Consider the following 20,092-nt stretch of genomic DNA (forward strand, 5'->3'; position numbering starts at 1 on the left):
TTATTCGTCATCCAGTTGAGGTTGCGCCGAATTTTCCGGAATTTTTACGTGAACCTGGATGATACGACGGCTGTCAGCCATGGCAACTTTGAACTGGTAACCATCGATGTCGATGCTTTCGCCGCGCGCCGGCAGGTGACCAAAGCCCTGCATCACCAGTCCACCGATGGTATCCACTTCATCGTCGCTGAACTGGGTGCCAAATACCTCGTTGAAATCTTCAATCGGGGTAAGTGCCCGAACGGTATAAGTCTGACGGTTGAGCTGGCGGATATCACGATCTTCTTCATCGTCATATTCGTCTTCGATTTCGCCCACGATCAGTTCCAGAATATCTTCAATCGTGACCAGCCCGGACACACCACCAAACTCATCGATCACAATCGCCATATGATAGCGCTGGGAGCGAAACTCTTTCAGCATGCGGTCAACGCGCTTGCTCTCAGGGACCACGACCGCCGGACGCAGGACTTTTTCCACGCTGAAAGGCTCAGATTCGCTGCTCATAAACGGCAGCAGATCTTTCGCCATCAGGATCCCTTCAACGTGGTCTTTGTCTTCGCTGATGACCGGAAAGCGGGAGTGCGCGGAATCGATAATCACGCTGAGGCACTCTTCCAGGTTCTGATTACGTTTCAGCGTAATCATCTGGGAGCGGGGGATCATGATGTCACGCACGCGCTGTTCTGCAATATCCAGCACGCCCTCGAGCATGTCCCGGGTATCCTGATCAATCAGATCTTTTTGATTGGAGTCACGGATCAGGCCCAGTAGCTCGTCACGGTTTTTAGGTTCACCGTGGAACAGTTGGTTGATGAGAAGGGAAAAAAATCCCTTTTTACTACTGGGTGCATCGCTGTTTTGAGAATGGTCGTCGCTCATGGCGGTTTTTAAAGATCTCTCTGGTAAGGAAATTACGCTGCTGGCCTGTTCACCAGCAGCAGGGTGGCCTGAATCAGATACTCAGGTGTTTTCTTTCTCCGAAATGTACGGATCAGGATAACCAAGAGCAAGCATTATCTCTGTCTCAATACCTTCCATCTCTTCGGCTTCGCTGTCTTCAATGTGATCATAACCCAACAGATGCAGCGTGCCATGGATCACCATGTGCGCCCAGTGGGCTTCTGGGGTTTTTCCCTGCTCCTGCGCTTCCTGCTCAACGACCTGACGACAAATGATCAGATCGCCTAACAGCGGTAATTCAATGCCGGGCGGGGCTTCAAAGGGAAATGACAGCACATTGGTCGGTTTATCTTTGCCCCGATAGGTCAGATTAAGTTCATGACTTTCGGCTTCATCCACCAGACGAATGGTCACTTCACTTTCTGGCTGGAAGGGCGTTACCGCCGCTTCCAGCCAGCGTTGAAACTGGCTTTCAGTCGGTAAATTATCGGTCTGCTCGCAGGCCAGCTGCAGATCGAGGATCACGTCGCTCATGAATTCTCCTGGGCGCTGTGCTGGGCCGCAAGGGCATCACGTTTACGCTCTTCCGCTTGCTGATCGCGGCGTTTTTGATCGGCTTCTTCCCAGGCTTCATAAGCGGTCACAATGCGTGCCACTACGGGATGACGCACAACGTCTTCGCTGTGGAAGAAGTTGAAGCTGATCTCTTCCACTTCAGACAGCACCTCAATGGCATGACGTAAACCGGATTTCGTGTGGCGCGGCAGGTCAATCTGCGTCACGTCACCGGTGATGACCGCTTTAGAGTTAAAGCCAATACGGGTCAGAAACATCTTCATCTGCTCGATAGTGGTGTTCTGACTTTCATCAAGAATAATGAAGGCGTCATTGAGCGTACGGCCGCGCATGTAGGCCAGCGGGGCCACTTCAATGACGTTGCGCTCCATGAGTTTCTCGACCTTCTCGAATCCCAACATCTCAAACAGGGCGTCATAAAGAGGGCGCAGATACGGGTCCACTTTCTGACTCAGGTCGCCCGGCAGAAAGCCCAGTTTTTCCCCCGCTTCGACCGCGGGACGCGTCAGCAGGATACGTCGAATCTCCTGACGCTCCAGCGCATCGACCGCAGCGGCCACGGCCAGATAGGTTTTACCCGTACCGGCCGGACCCACGCCAAAGGTGATGTCATGGTCGAGAACATTTGCAATGTACTGTGCCTGATTCGGCGTACGTGGCTTAATGACGCCACGTTTGGTCTTAATGTTGACCGCCTTACCATAGTCCGGCACGCTTTCCGCCGTTTGTTCCAGCACCCGGCTCTCTTTAATCGCCAGGTGAATCTGTTCAGGCTCAATATCCGGGATCTCCCCGCGCACTGGCGCAGTATCGACATAGAGCGTTTTCAGGATATCAACCGCGGCATTCACACACAGCACCCGACCAACCAGTTTAAACTGGTTGTCACGGCGATTAATCTCAATGCCGAGACGACGTTCCAGCTGTTTCACATTATCGTCGAACGGACCACACAGGCTCATCAGACGGCGGTTATCAGCCGGTTCAAGGGCGATTTCACGGGTTTCAATATTCAAACGAATCCTTTGGGTCACTCAGGGCCAGTTGAAAGGGTTTGCTGCTGCATCAAACGCGTTAAGCGGATGCATCGTAACGAAATTATTTATGCGGTAGCGCCGGGGCGCAAGCTTGTGAAGTGATATTTGGGCGGCACTGGCATAAACCAAGTGCAAAACAGCAGAATGTGCGGCGGCGAATGCTGGGCCGCCGCACAAAACGAAGCATCAGGGCTGGAATACGCCAACGCCGATGTCGTTTTCCTTGCGGGTACGGGCGATAACGGACGCCGGGCTTTCCGCCACACGCAGGCCCAGTTCCTCTTCTGTACGCACCAGCTTGCCGCGCAGTGAGTTGGTATAAACGTCCACGATTTCCACGTCGGCAAATTTACCAATCATCTCCACGGGCCCTTCGAAGTTGACCACACGGTTGTTTTCTGTGCGGCCAGTCAGCTCCATCACGTTTTTACGTGAGATGCCCTCGACCAGAATGCGCTGCACGCTGCCCATCATACGACGGCTGATGGCCATCGCCTGCTGATTGATACGTTCCTGCAGAATGTAGAGACGCTGTTTCTTCTCGTCTTCGCTGACGTCGTCAGGCAGGTCTGCCGCCGGTGTACCGGGACGCGCGGAGTAGATAAAGCTGTAGCTCATATCAAAGTTGATATCGCCAATCAGCTTCATGGTCTGTTCAAAGTCCTGCTGGGTTTCCCCCGGGAAGCCAATGATAAAGTCAGAGCTGATTTCAATATCCGGACGCGCCGCCCGCAGTTTGCGAATGATGGCCTTGTATTCCAGCGCGGTATGCGCACGCTTCATCAGCGTCAGAATACGGTCGGCACCGCTCTGTACGGGCAGATGCAGGAAGCTCACCAACTCTGGCGTATCGCGATAGACCTCAATGATGTCATCAGTGAATTCAATCGGGTGGCTGGTGGTGAAACGAATGCGGTCAATGCCGTCGATGGCCGCGACCAGACGCAACAGCTCAGCAAAGGTGCAAACGTCACCATCGAAGGTCGCGCCGCGATAGGCGTTGACGTTCTGACCGAGCAGGTTGACCTCGCGAACCCCCTGTGCAGCCAGTTGGGCGATCTCCAGCAGAATATCATCTGAGGGACGGCTGACTTCCTCGCCGCGGGTATAAGGCACCACGCAGAACGTACAGTATTTGTTGCAGCCTTCCATGATGGAGACAAACGCGGTTGGCCCTTCAGCACGCGGTTCAGGCAGACGGTCAAACTTTTCGATTTCCGGGAAGCTGATATCCACAACCGGACTTTTGCTGCCGCGCACGGTGTTAATCATTTCGGGCAGACGGTGCAGGGTTTGCGGACCAAAGACGATGTCCACGCACGGCGCACGCTGGCGAATATGATCGCCTTCCTGTGACGCAACGCAGCCGCCGACACCGATAATCAAATCCGGGTTGCGCTCTTTCAGTTTTTTCCAGCGCCCCAACTGGTGGAAGACCTTCTCCTGCGCTTTCTCGCGGATAGAGCAGGTGTTGAGCAGCAGAATATCCGCCTCTTCGGCTTCCTCTGTCAGGGTATAGCCGTGCGTGCTGTTCAGTAGGTCAGACATCTTAGATGAATCGTACTCATTCATCTGACATCCCCAGGTTTTGATATGCAGTTTTTTTGTCATCGAGCTAGCCATTAAATCAGTGCAGTGAAGTGCTGGGGGCGTATTGTAATGCTTTGCTGCGGATGTGACCAGCCTGAGGGCTTTTCTGATCGTGTCTGATTTTTCCGGTACACTTTGCCGTAAGACAACCGCGCTGAAAAGTGACGGCAGATAAGAGGGAAAAAAGTTATGCAGGATAACCGGTTTGATGTGGTGATAGTAGGCGGTGGCATGGTCGGCGCCGCGCTGGCATGTGGTCTGACGCAGCACCAGTTTCGTGTGGCGGTTGTAGAGCGGGCAACACCACCTCCTTTTGATCCACACAGCCTGCCCGATGTGCGTATTTCCGCGGTCGGATCCTCTTCCGTGGCACTCCTGAAACAGCTCAACGTCTGGCAACGTGTTGAGGCGATGCGCTGTGCGCCTTATCGCAAACTTGAAACCTGGGAGTGGCAAACGGCGCAGGTCAATTTCGACGCCGAATCGCTGGGGCTGCCTGAACTCGGTTACATGGTTGAAAATAATGTGTTGCAACGCGCCCTGTGGGAAGAGATGGAACAGCGCGGCATCACCCTACTATGCCCGGCGACGATGGACGATCTCCAGCCCTGCAATGGCGGCTGGACGCTGTCATTGAGCAATGGGACTGCGATCAGCACGGCATTAGTCGTGGGGGCCGATGGTGCCAACTCGCAGGTGCGGCAAATGGCGGGTATCGGCATTCGTGGCTGGCGCTACGCGCAGTCCTGTCTGCTGGTCAGCGTCACCTGTGAACATCCCGCTGGCGATGCCACCTGGCAGCATTTTACGCCGCAGGGGCCACGTGCGTTTCTGCCGCTGTTTGGCAACCATGCTTCTCTGGTGTGGTACGACTCCGCTGCACGCATTCGTCAGCTACAGACTATGCCGATGGCGCAGCTGGAAAAAGAAATTGCCCGGCATTTCCCGGCACGGTTGGGACGCTTTCACGCCCATGCAGCCGGGGGCTTCCCGCTGGTGCGTCGTCACGCCTCGCGCTATGTTATGCCAGGGCTGGCGCTGGTGGGGGATGCCGCGCACACCATTAATCCTCTGGCGGGGCAGGGCGTCAATCTGGGCTATCGGGATATCGATGCATTAATGGACGTATTAATTGAGGCGCGCGATAAAGCAGAGGACTGGTCATCCGAACGCATACTGCTGCGCTATCAACGCCAGCGGCGCAACGATAACCTACTGATGCAGAGTGGCATGGACCTGTTCTATTTTACCTTCAGTAACCAGGTTGGGCCGCTAAAGCTGGTGCGCAATCTGGGGCTCATTGCCGCTGAGCATTCAGGCGTGCTGAAGCGTCAGGTTTTGCGATACGCACTGGGATTGTAAGCATCGGCTGCGCGTTGCCTTGAGGTGATGCGTGGCCTGTTTGACCGAAAGACAAAAACAACAAAGCCCGCAGAAGCGGGCTTTGTTGCTTAATTTGGCTGGGGTGCAGGGATTCGAACCCCGGAATGCTGGTATCAGAAACCAGTGCCTTACCGCTTGGCGACACCCCAATGGTGTCAAATCAAATTGTCTAAAAATGGCTGGGGTGCAGGGATTCGAACCCCGGAATGCTGGTATCAGAAACCAGTGCCTTACCGCTTGGCGACACCCCAAGAAAATGGTGGCTACGACGGGAATCGAACCTGTGACCCCAGCATTATGAGTGCTGTGCTCTAACCAGCTGAGCTACGTAGCCAAATTGTACTGCCTTTCGATGATGGCTGGGATACCTGGATTCGAACCAGGGAATGCCGGTATCAAAAACCGGTGCCTTACCGCTTGGCGATATCCCATTCGTCCACTCGCAGCCGCGAGATACATCGAAATTGGCTGGGGTACCTGGATTCGAACCAGGGAATGCCGGTATCAAAAACCGGTGCCTTACCGCTTGGCGATACCCCATCCATGCTGCCGAATCATGAAATGGTGCGGGAGGCGAGACTTGAACTCGCACACCTTGCGGCGCCAGAACCTAAATCTGGTGCGTCTACCAATTTCGCCACTCCCGCAGAAAAAAGATGGTGGCTACGACGGGAATCGAACCTGTGACCCCAGCATTATGAGTGCTGTGCTCTAACCAGCTGAGCTACGTAGCCATCTTTTTTTCGCGCAACCTTCATCGGCGTTGCGGGGCGCATTATGCGGAGTTGACTACACAGCGTCAACAAGTTTTTTGCCGTTTTTTGCCTTCAAACGCCTGTTTGTCTGGCTTATAACCAGGGTGATGCTTTATTCGGCAATTTTTCAGTGAATACAACGGCAATAACAAAAAAGATGGGCCGTATACGGCCCATATTGTCACTCAGTATAGCACTTATTTGTAGGCAGACTGGTGAACGCCTACGGCACGTCCTGACGGGTCATCCATGTTTTTAAAGGCTTCGTCCCACTCGATGGCTTTTGCCGATGAACAGGCAACAGACGGCCCGCCTGGTACGCACTCGGCAGCGCTCGGCAGTGGGAAGAGTTCTTCAAAGATTTCACGGTACAGGTACGCTTCTTTCGACCCCGGCGTGTTATACGGGAAACGGAAGTGCGCCGTCGCCAGTTGCTGATCGCTGATTTGTTTGGCCGCGACTTCTTTCAGTGTGTCAATCCAGCTGTAACCCACGCCGTCAGAGAACTGCTCTTTCTGGCGCCAGGCCACGCTTTCGGGCAGGTAAGAGGAGAAGCATTCACGCAGAATGTGTTTTTCCATTTTACCGTTGCTGCCGCACATCTTGTCTTGTGGGTTAATACGCATGGCGACATCCAGGAATTTCTTATCCAGGAACGGCACGCGTGCTTCAACGCCCCAGGCAGACATCGCTTTGTTGGCGCGTGCGCAGTCAAACATATGCAGGGCCAGCAGTTTGCGAACGTTCTCCTCATGGAACTCTTTCGCGTTTGGCGCTTTATGGAAATACAGATAACCACCAAAGACTTCGTCAGCCCCTTCGCCCGACAGCACCATTTTGATGCCCATGGCTTTAATCTTACGCGACATCAGGTACATCGGTGTGGAGGCGCGAATCGTGGTCACATCATAGGTTTCAATGTGGTAGATCACGTCACGAATCGCATCCAGGCCTTCCTGCACCGTGAAGTGAATTTCGTGGTGCACCGTACCCAGATGCTCTGCCACCAGTTTGGCCGCTTTCAGATCCGGCGATCCTTCCAGACCGACCGCGAACGAGTGCAGCTGTGGCCACCAGGCATCACTTTTATCCTGATCTTCCACGCGTTTGGCCGCGAAACGTTTGGTTACCGCTGAAATAATTGACGAGTCCAGACCACCAGACAGCAGCACGCCATACGGAACATCGGACATCAGGTGGCTTTTTACTGACTCTTCCAGCGCATGTTTCAGTTCTGCTGCGTCAGTCACGTTGTTCTCAACGTTCTGGTATTCCATCCAGTCACGCTGCCAGTAACGACGAATTTCACCGTCGGTGCTGGAAAGGTAGCTTCCCGGCGGGAATTCTTTGATTGAACGGCACACTGGCACCAGCGCTTTCATTTCTGAGGCGACAAACAGGTTACCGTGCTCATCGTTGCCCATATACAGCGGGATGATACCGATATGGTCACGGCCAATCAGATAGGTGCCTTTGACGCTGTCATACAGGATGAAGGCAAACATGCCTTCCAGTTCGTCAAGAAAATCGACACCTTTCTCCTGGTACAGCGCCAGAATCACTTCGCAGTCAGAACCGGTCTGAAACGCGTAGCGATCGCTTAATTTTGCGCGCAGGGCCTGATGGTTGTAGATCTCACCATTGACTGCCAGTACGTGGGTGTGGTCAGCGTTATACAGCGGCTGTGCACCGTTGTTCACGTCAACAATTGAGAGGCGCTCATGAGCAAGAATGGCGTGGTCATCGGCGTAAACGCCTGACCAGTCCGGCCCACGGTGACGCATCAAACGTGAGCTTTCCAATGCTTTTTTACGTAACTCAACGGGATCGCTTTTCAGATCCAGCACACCAAAAATAGAACACATATCTGACTCCTGAACTCACCTGCGGCGATGTAATTTTACGTTTGTCCGGCAGCCTGTGGCTGCGTGATGTATAAGAAAATGCGTTATTTACGGTCCCCAATGCAAGAGGAATCGTATTTTGCTGATGAAAATGTTGTTGTGTAGCGAGGTGTATTGAATTTTATCTAACAGAATTGGGTTTTTATTGTTGAATCGGCAATGAAATGAAGTTTCAGCACGCTTTTTGAGCGAGGATAACGGGCGCAGAGAGCCATAAAGGTGAGACGCACCACAGAATCTGGCAGTGCGTCATAAGAGAAATGAATCAAAAGAGGTCGATATCGGCAACAGACGGGAAAATCCAGTCAGGACGGAAAGGCATCGCATCAATGTCGGTAAGCGTGGATACGCCAGAAAGCACCAGAATCGTTTCCAGGCCGGCCTGAAAACCAGCGAGGATATCGGTACGAAGATTATCGCCCACGATAACCGTTTCCTCTGAATGGGCCTGCATCTTGTTCAGCGCGGCGCGCATGATGTAGGGGCTGGGCTTGCCAACGTAAAATGGCCTGCGACCTGAAATCTTTTCAATACCGGCACACAGTGCGCCACAGGCGGGCACAAAGCCCCGGGCATGCGTATCGGGATTGGTTGCAATGAACCGCGCGCCGTTTGCCACAAAGAAAGCGGCCTTGTGCATCATGTCCCAGTTGAATGAGCGGGTTTCCCCGACGATAACGAAATCCGGGTTAACGTCAGTGATGGTAAAACCGGCTTTATACAGCTCGTGTACCAGCGCACCTTCGCCAATGACATAGGCTTTTTTGCCTTCCTGGCGGCGTAAAAAGTCCGCGGTGGCCATGGCTGAGGTGTAAAACACCGAATCCGGTATGTCGATTCCCGCTGAGGAAAAACGGTTTGCCAAATCACGCGCCGTTTGTGAAGGATAATTGGTCAGCACCACCAATGGCATGTCTTTCGCCAGGATGCGCTGCAAAAATTCTTTCGCGCCGGGCACTGCGGTATTGTCGTGCATCAGCACGCCATCGATATCACAAATTACATTTTTAATCGTCATAAAGGGGTTCCGATACGCGCCGCGCTGAGTAAGGCCGCGCTTAGTCTTCCAAAAGATGTTGCAGCAGAATGCCGTTTAACATCGCCCGTTTTGCCAGGGCAAAGGCCCCAATCGCGGAGCGGTGATCGAGTTGTGAACGCACCACCGGCAGATGTTTACGGAAGGCCGCCAGCGCCTGGGTATTAATGCAACTTTCTATGGCCGGGAGCAACACGCGTTCAGCTTCCGTAATTTCGCCGGCCAACACAATTTTTTGCGGATTAAACAGGTTAATGGCGATAGCAATGGCTTTACCCAGATAGCGACCCACGTATTCGACAACTTCACTTGCCAGCGCATCGCCCTGGTTCGCCGCCTGACAGATGTGCGGCATCTGGCAGGCATCCTGAGTTAATATGCTGGGGTAGCCTTTATTCAACAGCTCTCTGACGCGCTGTTCAATGGCGCCATTCGCCGCGATGGTTTCAAGGCAGCCAAAGTTACCGCAATGGCAGCGTTCCCCGAGCGGATCGACCTGAATATGGCCGATTTCACCCACGTTGCCATTACTGCCCAGGAATATTTGTCCGTTGGCAATAATCCCTGCGCCCGTTCCCCGATGCAGTCGCACTAATATGGAATCAGCACAATCACGGGTTGCGCCAAAATAGTGCTCTGCCAGCGCCAGACTGCGAATGTCATGACCCACAAAGCTGGTCACCTTAAAGCGTTTTTTCAGGTTGGCCACCAGAGGCCACTGGTCCACCGTAATGTGCGGCATATAACGGATAACGCCATTATGCGGATCGACCAGGCCAGGCAGAATCACCGAAATGGCTATCAGCTCACGAATTTTCGCTTCGCTCTGCTCAATAAAATGCGCAACGGCATCGAACAGCGCCTGCTCCAGCGTGTCCTGCGTGGTTTGCGGCAGGGGATAATCCTGCTGAGCCAGTGATTTGCCGCTTAAATCGAACAGCGTTAAGGTCGCATCGTTGCGGCCGAGGCGCACGCCGATAGTGTGAAAGTGACGGGTTTCAGTGACGATGGAGATCGCGCGGCGTCCGCCAGTGGACGCCTGCTGGTCCACCTCTTTGATCAGGCCGCGCTCTATAAGCTGGCGGGTAATTTTGGTGACACTGGCGGGCGCGAGTTGGCTCAGATCCGCAATCTGAATGCGCGAAATCGGTCCCTGTTGGTCGATTAACCGGTAGACGGCTGCGCTGTTCAGTTGTTTGACAAGATCGACATTTCCAATTTGTGTCTGGCCGCCAGTAGTCATTCAGTGCTTACTCGCTCAGGACGTTATCTCCATTGACTAACGTCTTAATAATTTTAAAGTCGCGTGTAAATACGGTCAGATTGGCGAGTTTTCCTGCCTGGATAGTGCCTGACTGTTTTTCTACGCCCATTGCCCGTGCCGGATAAAGTGATGCCATGCGCAGCGCTTCATCCAGTGGAATGCCTGCATGTTCAACGCTGTTTTGCACGGCTTCGATCATCGTCAGTGCTGAACCGCTCAGCGTGCCATGTTCATCAACACAGAGTCCATCACGATAATATATTGTTTTACCAGCAAAAATAAACTTATCGATTGTGGCACCTGCGGGCGCAGTGGCATCGGTTACCAGGACCAGCTTGTCACCCTTAATGCGTTTGGCATTACGAACGTTAGCGTAATGAACATGTAAACCATCCGCAATGATGCCGCAGTATACATCAGGCGCATCAAACAGCGCACCGATTAGGCCCGGCTCACGCCCTGCAAAGGCCGGCATGGCATTATAAAGGTGCGTCGCAAAGGTGATGCCGGCGGCAAAACCCGCTTTGGCTTCTTCGAAAGTGGCATTGGAATGACCCGCAGACACCACAATACCGGCGTCGCTGAGTTGGCGAATCACGGCGCTTCCGACGCTTTCTGGCGCCAGTGTGACCTTGCTAATCACATCCGCATTCGCACACAGGAAATCGACCATCTTCGGATCGGGCTGGCGAATAAGGGCAGGGTTATGGGTGCCTTTTTTGGCGACGTTCAGCCACGGACCTTCCAGATGTAATCCCAGCAGAAAGTGGGGATACTTCTGCAAAAAGGCGCGCATTGTTTCGACGGCGCGCACCATGAGTTCGTCACTGCTGGTAATCAGCGTTGGCAGAAAGCTGGTGCAGCCGGATTTAACATTGGCGCGGTGCATGGTTTCCAGCGTTTCCACGCTGATGGCATGGATATCGTCATTAAACTGCACGCCTCCACAGCCGTTAAGCTGCAGGTCAATAAAGCCGGGTGCGATAATCGCGCCCCCAACATCCTGCTGTTCTATTTCTGGCGGCAAGGCTGCCAGAGAGCAAACCCGCTCAATTTTGCCGTCAGCGATGACGACAGCATGATGATCGAAAATGTCATCGCCGCTGTAGATACGGCCGTTCACTAATGCGTACATCTTGTTCTCCCGGCTTGCCTGCCGTTAACGCGTCTAACCGCAGGTGACGAAATGATTGTGTTAAACGCCCTGCATATTTTCCGCTTCCATTTCACGGAAGTATTTCACCGTTTTTACTTTTAGCTCCATGGTGGCAGGCTCATCACAGACCACCACGGATTTAGGATGAAGCTGCAGGCAGCTAATCGTCCACATATGGTTCACGTTCCCTTCAACAGCAGCCTGCAACGCCTGGGCTTTTACGTGCCCGGTGACCAGGATCATGACTTCTTCGGCATCCAGCAGCGTACCAACACCGACTGTCAGCGCGTATTTGGGTACCTGATCCACATCACCGTTGAAAAAACGCGAGTTCGCTACGCGCGTGTCGTGCGTCAGGGTTTTAATCCGGGTGCGTGAAGACAGAGAGGAGGCGGGTTCATTAAACGCGATATGCCCATCGTTACCAACGCCGCCCATAAAAAGGTGAATTTTACCCAGTGTCCGAATTTTATCTTCATAACGGCGACATTCTGCGTCAATATCTGGCGCATTACCATTCAGTAAATTGATATTTTCTGGTTGGATATCAACGTGGTCGAAGAAATTGCGGTACATAAAGCTGTGATAGCTTTCCGGATGCTCTTTTGGCAAGCCAACGTATTCGTCCATGTTAAAGGTCACGACATGTTTAAAGCTGACCTGGCCCGCTTTGTGCATGTCAATCAGGTGTTTATAGGCTTCCAGCGGTGTTCCGCCCGTGGGCAGTCCCAGGATAAAAGGCTTGTCAGCACGGGGATTAAACGCATTGATGCGATTGACGATATGGCGTGCCGCCCATTTGCCGACCTGAGTTGGGGTGGATAAAGGAATCAGTCTCATATTGCACCTCGAATGTGAGTTAACGGTCAGACGTGCAGCTAATACGCGGGTCAGGCCTGAAGTGGCAGGCGCAAAGGGTGTTAGAAAGCGCACATCTTGATATTTCGCATCATAAAATAAGTTTGCCTTTATAGCCAGTGAGAGTGACCTTAAAAATCGATTTATGGTGATAATTGTCACAGATAGTAGCTATTAATTTGTGAAGCGAATTAAATTGTTATTACACTCCTCAGCATTGAGTGTAATGCCGTTAGAGGCTTGCTGCTGACATAACAACATTAAGCGGCAGCATAGCTACAGAGTCAGTTCATAGGGGGAAGGGTCAATGTTAAGTTATTTACAACGAGTGGGACGGGCGCTGATGGTGCCGGTCGCCACTTTGCCTGCTGCAGCAATACTTATGGGGATCGGCTACTGGATCGATCCGGACAGCTGGGGCGCGGGCAATGCCTTTGCCGCCCTGCTGATTAAATCCGGTGGCGCGATCATTGAAAACATGTCAGTGCTGTTCGCGATTGGCGTGGCGTACGGTATGTCAAAAGATAAAGACGGCGCGGCCGCACTCACCGGCTTTGTTGGTTTCCTGGTCGTGACGACGTTGTGTTCGCCTGCCGCCGTGGCGATGATTCAGAAAATACCGGTGGCTGACGTCCCTGCGGCCTTTGGGAAAATCAGCAATCAGTTTGTCGGTATTCTGGTTGGGGTTCTGTCAGCCGAAGTCTACAACCGCTTCAGCCATGTTGAACTGCCCAAAGCGTTCTCTTTCTTCAGCGGCCGTCGTCTGGTCCCGATTCTGGTCTCGTTCCTGATGATTCTGGTCGCGTTCATCCTGATGTATATCTGGCCAGTCATCTTTAATGGTCTGGTGAGCTTTGGTGAGCATATCCAGAAGCTGGGATCGGTAGGGGCTGGCGTCTATGCCTTCTTCAACCGATTGCTTATTCCGGTAGGCTTACATCATGCGCTGAACTCCGTGTTCTGGTTCGACGTCGCGGGCATCAACGACATTCCTAAATTCCTCGGCGGTGCGCAGTCGCTGGCGAATGGCACCGCTATTCCGGGCATCACGGGCCGTTATCAGGCGGGCTTCTTCCCTATCATGATGTTCGGTTTACCCGGCGCAGCGCTGGCGATTTACCATTGTGCTCGTCCTGAAAATCGGGCGAAGGTCGGCGGGATCATGTTGGCGGCGGCTTTTGCAGCCTTCTTTACCGGCATTACCGAACCACTGGAATTTTCCTTTATGTTCGTGGCACCGGTACTCTATGTCATCCATGCTGTGTTGACCGGTCTGTCTGTGTTTATTGCTGCCAGCATGCATTGGATTGCCGGCTTTGGTTTCAGCGCGGGGCTGGTGGACATGGTGCTCTCATCCCGCAATCCCCTGGCGACGCACTGGTACATGCTGATTCCGCAAGGGCTGGTGTTCTTCGTTATCTACTATGTTGTGTTCCGTTTCACCATCAAAAAATTCAACCTGATGACGCCGGGCCGTGAGCTGGCGGTTGCTGGCGATGAAACCGATGGCTATGACGTGAATGTGGATACTACCGACAATGGTGAGAGCGCGACCGAATCTCTGGCGCGTCGTTACATTGGCGCGGTGGGCGGTTCAGACAACTTAACCGCGATCGATGCCTGCATTACGCGTCTGCGTCTGAATGTGAAGGATGCCGGGCAGGTTAATGAAGGCGTGGCGAAACGCCTGGGTGCCTCAGGTGTGATCCGCCTGAACAAGCAGAGCGTTCAGATAATCGTCGGCACACAGGCTGAAAGTATCGCCATGGCCATGAAAAAAGTGTTGGTGAAAGGCCCGGTTGCAGCCGCTACCGCCAGCACCGCCAGCGCACCCGCTGCGGCCAGCGACGTGAAACCTCAGGCTGTGTTAAACAGTGAAAAACGCGTTATCGCGACCTTAGTGGCGCCCGTAAGCGGTGAAATTGTGCCGCTGGATGCCGTACCGGATGAGGCTTTTGCCAGTAAAGCGGTCGGCGACGGTGTGGCAATCAAACCCAGCGACAAGCGCGTTGTGGCCCCCATTGCGGGCACAGTGGTGAAAATCTTTAACACTAACCATGCGTTCTGCCTGGAAAGTGAAAACGGGGTGGAGATCGTGGTGCACATGGGGCTGGATACCGTGGCGCTGGGCGGTCAGGGCTTTACCCGTTTAGTGGAAGAGGGCGCTCAGGTCACGGCAGGTCAGCCGGTGCTGGAGATGGATCTTGACTATCTCAACGCCCATGCCCGCTCGATGATAAGTCCGGTGGTGGTCAGCAATATTGAAGACTTCGCAGGATTAACGCTGTTGACGCAGGGCCAGGTGATCGCGGGTGAAACCCCGCTGTATGAAATTAAAGGCTAATTCGCTGTATCAACAACAAAAGGCAGGAAGCGATTCCTGCCTTTTTTATTTTAAACGCCCAACAAACGGTTGTTTCTCTGCAACGCTTTGTGGATCATACCCGGATATTACGTGGTATAAACCACCCTTTCTACGCGTTGAGGATTTTGAGATGAGTGAGGCTGAAGCCCGCCCAACTAACTTTATTCGTCAGATTATTGACGAGGATTTGGCGAGCGGGAAGCACAGCAGTGTGCATACCCGTTTCCCGCCAGAGCCAAATGGTTATCTGCACATCGGTCATGCTAAATCAATCTGCCTGAATTTTGGTATTGCACAAGACTATCAGGGCGAGTGCAATCTGCGTTTTGACGATACCAATCCGGTTAAAGAGGATATGGAATTTGTTGAGTCCATCAAGCGTGATGTGCAGTGGTTGGGTTTTTCGTGGAGTGGCGACGTTCGTTATTCATCTGACTATTTTGATCAGCTTTACCAGTATGCGGTTGAACTGATCGGAAAGGGACTTGCCTATGTTGATGAACTGACCCCTGAAGAAATTCGTGAATACCGGGGAACGTTAACCGCGCCGGGTAAAAACAGCCCATACCGCGATCGCAGCGTGGAAGAGAACCTTGCCCTGTTTGAAAAAATGCGCAACGGTGAATTTGCAGAAGGTAAAGCCTGTCTGCGTGCAAAAATTGATATGGCTTCCAGCTTTATCGTTATGCGCGACCCGGTGCTGTACCGCATTAAGTTTGCTGAGCATCATCAAACCGGCAACAAATGGTGCATCTACCCGATGTACGATTTTACCCACTGCATTTCCGATGCGCTGGAAGGCATTACGCATTCACTCTGTACACTGGAGTTCCAGGATAACCGCCGTCTGTATGACTGGGTGCTGGACAACATCACGATTCCGGTTCATCCACGTCAGTACGAATTTTCGCGCCTGAATCTTGAATATGCGGTGATGTCAAAACGCAAACTCACGCAGCTGGTCAGTGAGAAGCATGTGGAAGGCTGGGACGATCCCCGTATGTTAACCGTGTCCGGCCTGCGTCGCCGTGGTTATACCGCGGCCTCAATCCGTGAGTTTTGCCGGCGTATTGGTATCACCAAGCAGGACAACATTGTTGAAATGGCCTCGCTGGAGTCTTGTATCCGCGACGATCTCAACGAAAATGCGCCACGCGCGATGGCGGTGTTGGATCCGGTTAAGCTGGTGCTGGAAAACCTGCCGGCAGGCCATAACGAAGTGCTTAGCATGCCGAACCATCCTAACAAACCGGAGATGGGGACGCGCGACGTGCCGTTCAGCCGCGAAATCTGGATCGATCGGGCCGATTTCCGTGAAGAAGCTAACAAGCAGTATAAACGCCTGGTGCTGGGTAAAGAGGTGCGCCTGCGTAATGCGTACGTGATCCGAGCCGAGCGCATCGCGAAAGATGAAGAAGGCAATATCACCTGCATCTACTGCACCTGTGATGTGGATACGCTGAGCAAAGATCCTGCTGACGGCCGTAAAGTTAAAGGCGTGATTCACTGGGTGTCCGCTGAACATGCGCTGCCCGCTGAGTTCCGTCTTTACGATCGCCTGTTTAGCGTACCCAATCCTGGCGCGGCAGACGATTTCCTGACCACGATTAATCCCGACTCGCTGGAAGTCAAACAGGGCTTCGTTGAACCCGGCCTGCGTGATGCGGTGGTCAGCGCGCCTTACCAGTTTGAGCGCGAAGGCTACTTCTGTGCCGACAGCGTTTATTCAACCCCTTCACAGTTAGTGTTTAACCGCACGGTAGGTTTACGCGATACCTGGGCGAAAATCGGCGAATAATTTCTCTGTGATGTTGACCGCAGGGTAATCGAAAGGGCGACTTATCGCCCTTTTTTATTGCAGCGATTTTTTTTAATACCGACGTTTCTCCTGAGCAGAGTCAGAGTATTAATTTTATTTTTGTGGAACCGCTCTCAGTTTAATTTTTTTAATAAATTTCCCAGTGTTAATTCTTTTTTTTCAGGTAGGCTAACCCTCTGAAGTATCAGTTTGTGGGTTTAAAAGGAAAAAATGACACTTTTTGCACAGGAAGCCAAACATAGCGTTGTCGTGTTACATCAGCTTATTGAACATATTTTTAATCATGGTCGGGATGGTGGCGACAGTTTTCATCTGCTGCTCTCGCACTTTCATCCCGATTTTAAGATGGTCACGCCGCAGGGAAAACAGCTGAATCTGGATCAGGTTGAAGATCTTTTTCGACGACTGCAGGGGGCAAGGGAAGGGATGCGCATTGCGACCAGTGAGCATGTAATTCTTTCTGAGCATGCGAACGAAGTGACGATTCAGTATCGCGAACTGCAGATGATGAATGGTGAAAATAAAAGCCGTATTTCGCTGGCGATTCTGGACTGCACCACCTCTGTTCCACGCTGGCGCTACCTGCAGGAAACGCTCGTGACCTGAGCGACAGCAATAAAAAAGCCGATGTGAACATCGGCTTTTTTACTTTGTACCCGAAAGCGCTTATTTGTCGTGCAGCGTTTCGTCTTCACGGCAGTCGCCCAGTGCACAGTGACCGTACAGGTACAGGCTGTGGTTGGTGAGCTTAATACCATGACGGGTCGCGATCTCACGTTGACGCGTCTCAATGGATTCGTCACTAAATTCAATCACTTTACCGCAATCCAGACAGATCAGGTGGTCGTGATGGTGCTGCTGCGTCAGCTCAAACACCGATTTACCGCCTTCAAAGTTGTGGCGGGTCACGATGCCTGCATCGTCGAACTGGTTAAGCACACGGTAGACCGTGGCCAGTCCAATCTCTTCGCCCATGTCGATCAGGCGTTTATACAGATCTTCCGCGCTGACGTGATGGCATGCAGGTTCCTGAAGCACTTCCAGAATTTTGAGTCTGGGCAATGTGACTTTCAGGCCAGCCTTCTTTAATGCGGTATTGTTGTCAGTCATGCGGATATTGTCCTGTTACTTTAGTCACTCTTGTGGCACGTAGCCTGTATGTCGATCGACCGCCATTATCATTTGCGTCTCATTATAGAACTGATGCGCTGAAATGAAAACCGATGTCCTTGCGATGCGCCAGCGGCGATGTTCGCTACGCATGGCATGGAAAGCGGACGAGTCGCATTTCGCGTTTTGTCATCTCAGTTCCAGGGAAATAAGCAGATGATCGATGCGGGTATTCTACAGATTAAATGGGGAAAGTTACAAAAATGTAGCTATTATTTTTATAGGAAAAGCCGTTTGCCCAGTGTGAACCTGCGTCCACACTGAGCTCAGCGCGATCAGGCTTCAATGATTTCTTTGAGCTGCAGCTCATCAAAAATTTGCTTAACCCATTTATCAACGCGTTCGTTGGTCAGCTCTGGCTGGCGATCTTCATCAATAGCCAGACCCAGGAAGTGGTTGTCATCAGCCAGGCCTTTTGACGCTTCGAAGTGGTAACCCTCGGTCGGCCAGTGGCCCACGATGATGGCGCCGTTAGGTTCGATGATGTCACGAATGGTTCCCATGGCATCACAGAAGTACTCTGCGTAATCTTCCTGATCGCCACAGCCAAACAGCGCAACCAGCTTGCCGTTAAAGTCGATCTCTTCCAGCGTCGGGAAGAAGTCATCCCAGTCGCACTGGGCTTCACCGTAATACCAGGTGGGGATGCCCAGCAGCAGAATGTCAAAGGCTTCTAAGTCTTCTTTAGTGCTTTTCGCGATGTCGTGAACTTCTGCAACGTCTTTACCCAGTTGTTTCTGGATCATTTTTGCAATGTTTTCGGTGTTACCGGTATCGCTGCCAAAGAAGATGCCTACGATTGCCATGGGTAAAATAACCTCTTAAATCCTGATGATAGAATGAATGCCGGAGCCTGTTCAGCAAATGATAGCAGACCGTGCAAAAGGGCGGAATGTGTAAAGCCGCGACATTTGTTTCTGTGTGCGGTTTACCCGCGTGAGTCCAGTTTGAGTTGTGCCAGCAGCATTTGTTCAATTAATTCGCTGCGGCTGAGATTGCGCTGCTCAGCCAGCATATTCAGCGCTTCAACGGCTTCACTGTTCATTTTGAGTTCGACACGACGAAGTCCGCGCCCTTTGTCGCGTTTCAGTTGATTGCGTTTGTTGATACGCAGTTGTTCATCACGCGTAAGCGGACTGGTTTTTGGGCGACCCGGGCGACGCTCGTTAGCGAACAGATCGAGCGTCGTACGGTCAGTGTGTTCTTTTGCCATGACTTAGTACAACTGAGTGGGCGCGAACGAGACGTTTCCGCTGCGCAGATTAAAGTATTGACTCTTCCCGCGGGCAACCGCGCCCACGGCAAAAATTTAGCGCGCCATCATACTCCAGGCTAACCGCGGACGCCAATCTTAAACTTTTACAGCCAGTTAAGATGTTTTAAAGCGCAAAAAAGCGTCGAATACTGCGTAAAACGGCATCAGGTTTTTCAGCATGGACCCAGTGACCAGCACCGCCGATCACATGTGCATGCGCGGCCGGGAACTGCCTGAGTAACGCGTCACGATACTGATTATCCAGATAAGGTGAGTCGCCACCGCGAATAAACAGCGCGGGATGTGGCCAGGCAGGCACCTCCTGCCAGCCGGAGATCAGCGCATAGTTGTCCCATAACACCGGGACATTAAAGCGCCATTCGCCCTGACTGAATGATTTCAGGATGAACTGAATGACGCCGTCCTCATCAATGTGGTTGCGCATGATCTCTGCGGCTTCAGTGCGCGAGGTGACGCCAGCGGCCGTGACGGCCCGGATAGCGGCGAAAATCTCGTCATGCCGACGTGTCTGATAGTCAACGGGCGCGATGTCGATCATCACCATCTGTTCGATACGTTCTGGTGCCAGCGCGCTCATTGTCATGGCGATCTTACCGCCCATGGAATGACCAATGACCGCGATCCGCTCAATCCCCTGAGCATCCAGCGTATCCAGCATGTCCTGAGCCATCACCCTGTAGTTCATCTCGTCTGCGCGCGGCGATAGCCCGTGGTTGCGCACATCAACCTGAATAAGCGGTCGATCGTCTTTAAGCCCTCGGGCCAGAATGCCAAGGTTATCAAGACTGCCAAACAGACCATGAATCAGCAGGACAGGTGTGGAATCAGAAGAAGATTGTTCAGTTTGCAGGCGCGCATTCAAAATCATAGCAAAGTTCTTAAGTGTGAGACCTGAGCTTAGGTTATCATGGTTTCACCTTTTCAGGCGCGCTGCTTCCGGCGGCATTAGGACATATTCTGACTTTTGCCCATAAACCGTTTGAATGCTATCAGCCTGTCT

17 protein-coding genes and 7 tRNA genes are annotated in these 20,092 nt (G+C 52.6%); 4 read left to right on the forward strand and 20 right to left on the reverse strand.

Annotation, left to right across the window (positions count from 1 at the left end):
- The 4 genes from corC to miaB form a co-directional block, all read right to left on the reverse strand.
- A complete protein-coding gene (gene corC, locus NYE92_RS20735; protein ID WP_014593173.1) occupies positions 1-882 on the reverse strand; it encodes a CNNM family magnesium/cobalt transport protein CorC in 882 nt (293 codons plus the stop codon).
- Between the two features lie 81 nt (positions 883-963).
- Positions 964-1,437 carry an rRNA maturation RNase YbeY gene (gene ybeY, locus NYE92_RS20740; RefSeq protein WP_013025028.1) on the reverse strand — a complete coding sequence of 158 codons (474 nt, stop codon included), beginning with the start codon at positions 1,435-1,437 and terminating at the stop codon, positions 964-966.
- Entirely contained in the window at positions 1,434-2,495 is a 1,062-nt protein-coding gene (locus NYE92_RS20745; protein WP_014606308.1) for a PhoH family protein, read from the reverse strand. Before NYE92_RS20745 ends, ybeY begins: the two co-directional genes overlap by 4 nt.
- A 207-nt stretch (positions 2,496-2,702) precedes the next feature.
- Entirely contained in the window at positions 2,703-4,127 is a 1,425-nt protein-coding gene (gene miaB / locus NYE92_RS20750; RefSeq protein ID WP_014606307.1) for a tRNA (N6-isopentenyl adenosine(37)-C2)-methylthiotransferase MiaB, read from the reverse strand.
- A 168-nt stretch (positions 4,128-4,295) separates the two neighbouring features.
- On the opposite strand from miaB, the gene ubiF reads away from it, so the two are divergent.
- Entirely contained in the window at positions 4,296-5,468 is a 1,173-nt protein-coding gene (ubiF, locus tag NYE92_RS20755) for a 3-demethoxyubiquinol 3-hydroxylase (RefSeq protein ID WP_019106258.1), read from the forward strand.
- Positions 5,469-5,563: 95 nt separating this feature from the next.
- Here ubiF and NYE92_RS20760 read toward each other — a convergent pair.
- The 12 genes from NYE92_RS20760 to nagB form a co-directional block, all read right to left on the reverse strand.
- A tRNA-Gln gene (locus NYE92_RS20760) sits at positions 5,564-5,638 on the reverse strand.
- A 27-nt stretch (positions 5,639-5,665) separates the two neighbouring features.
- A tRNA-Gln gene (locus NYE92_RS20765) sits at positions 5,666-5,740 on the reverse strand.
- A 6-nt stretch (positions 5,741-5,746) separates the two neighbouring features.
- Positions 5,747-5,823, reverse strand: a tRNA-Met gene (locus NYE92_RS20770).
- Positions 5,824-5,845: 22 nt separating this feature from the next.
- Positions 5,846-5,920, reverse strand: a tRNA-Gln gene (locus NYE92_RS20775).
- Positions 5,921-5,954: 34 nt separating this feature from the next.
- Positions 5,955-6,029: transfer RNA gene (locus tag NYE92_RS20780), tRNA-Gln, on the reverse strand.
- A 22-nt stretch (positions 6,030-6,051) separates the two neighbouring features.
- Positions 6,052-6,136: transfer RNA gene (locus tag NYE92_RS20785), tRNA-Leu, on the reverse strand.
- Positions 6,137-6,146: 10 nt separating this feature from the next.
- Positions 6,147-6,223 (reverse strand) — tRNA-Met (locus NYE92_RS20790).
- 218 nt (positions 6,224-6,441) lie between these two features.
- Positions 6,442-8,109 carry an asparagine synthase B gene (gene asnB, locus NYE92_RS20795; protein ID WP_013025032.1) on the reverse strand — a complete coding sequence of 556 codons (1,668 nt, stop codon included), beginning with the start codon at positions 8,107-8,109 and terminating at the stop codon, positions 6,442-6,444.
- A gap of 304 nt (positions 8,110-8,413) precedes the next feature.
- Positions 8,414-9,166 carry an HAD-IIA family hydrolase gene (locus tag NYE92_RS20800; RefSeq protein WP_013025033.1) on the reverse strand — a complete coding sequence of 251 codons (753 nt, stop codon included), beginning with the start codon at positions 9,164-9,166 and terminating at the stop codon, positions 8,414-8,416.
- 40 nt (positions 9,167-9,206) lie between these two features.
- Positions 9,207-10,427 (reverse strand): N-acetylglucosamine repressor, encoded by a 1,221-nt coding sequence (locus tag NYE92_RS20805; RefSeq protein ID WP_029569793.1) that lies wholly within the window; start codon positions 10,425-10,427, stop codon positions 9,207-9,209.
- Between the two features lie 7 nt (positions 10,428-10,434).
- Positions 10,435-11,583 carry an N-acetylglucosamine-6-phosphate deacetylase gene (nagA, locus tag NYE92_RS20810; protein WP_013025035.1) on the reverse strand — a complete coding sequence of 383 codons (1,149 nt, stop codon included), beginning with the start codon at positions 11,581-11,583 and terminating at the stop codon, positions 10,435-10,437.
- Between the two features lie 60 nt (positions 11,584-11,643).
- On the reverse strand, positions 11,644-12,444 hold the full coding sequence (gene nagB, locus NYE92_RS20815; protein ID WP_014593179.1) for a glucosamine-6-phosphate deaminase: 801 nt from the start codon (positions 12,442-12,444) through the stop codon (positions 11,644-11,646).
- Positions 12,445-12,769: 325 nt separating this feature from the next.
- Between nagB and nagE the strand changes: the two genes are divergently transcribed.
- From nagE to NYE92_RS20830, 3 genes are all read left to right on the forward strand, one after another.
- Entirely contained in the window at positions 12,770-14,806 is a 2,037-nt protein-coding gene (nagE, locus tag NYE92_RS20820) for an N-acetylglucosamine-specific PTS transporter subunit IIBC (protein ID WP_014593180.1), read from the forward strand.
- Positions 14,807-14,957: 151 nt separating this feature from the next.
- Entirely contained in the window at positions 14,958-16,625 is a 1,668-nt protein-coding gene (gene glnS, locus NYE92_RS20825; RefSeq protein WP_028714941.1) for a glutamine--tRNA ligase, read from the forward strand.
- A 231-nt stretch (positions 16,626-16,856) separates the two neighbouring features.
- On the forward strand, positions 16,857-17,252 hold the full coding sequence (locus NYE92_RS20830) for a hypothetical protein (protein WP_013025039.1): 396 nt from the start codon (positions 16,857-16,859) through the stop codon (positions 17,250-17,252).
- Between the two features lie 60 nt (positions 17,253-17,312).
- Here NYE92_RS20830 and fur read toward each other — a convergent pair whose 3' ends face one another.
- From fur to ybfF, 4 genes are all read right to left on the reverse strand, one after another.
- Positions 17,313-17,756, reverse strand: coding sequence for a ferric iron uptake transcriptional regulator (gene fur, locus NYE92_RS20835; protein WP_013025040.1), 444 nt, complete (start codon positions 17,754-17,756; stop codon positions 17,313-17,315).
- A gap of 335 nt (positions 17,757-18,091) precedes the next feature.
- Positions 18,092-18,622, reverse strand: a complete 531-nt coding sequence (gene fldA, locus NYE92_RS20840; protein ID WP_006118431.1) for a flavodoxin FldA — start codon at positions 18,620-18,622, stop codon at positions 18,092-18,094.
- A 122-nt stretch (positions 18,623-18,744) separates the two neighbouring features.
- Complete coding sequence (gene ybfE / locus NYE92_RS20845; protein ID WP_013025041.1) at positions 18,745-19,029, reverse strand: LexA regulated protein; 285 nt, start codon at positions 19,027-19,029, stop codon at positions 18,745-18,747.
- 166 nt (positions 19,030-19,195) lie between these two features.
- Positions 19,196-19,960 carry an esterase gene (ybfF, locus tag NYE92_RS20850; RefSeq protein WP_015700746.1) on the reverse strand — a complete coding sequence of 255 codons (765 nt, stop codon included), beginning with the start codon at positions 19,958-19,960 and terminating at the stop codon, positions 19,196-19,198.
- Between the last annotated feature and the right edge of the window lie 132 nt (positions 19,961-20,092).

The organism is Pantoea sp. B566, from assembly GCF_024793925.1.
GTDB lineage: Bacteria > Pseudomonadota > Gammaproteobacteria > Enterobacterales > Enterobacteriaceae > Pantoea > Pantoea ananatis.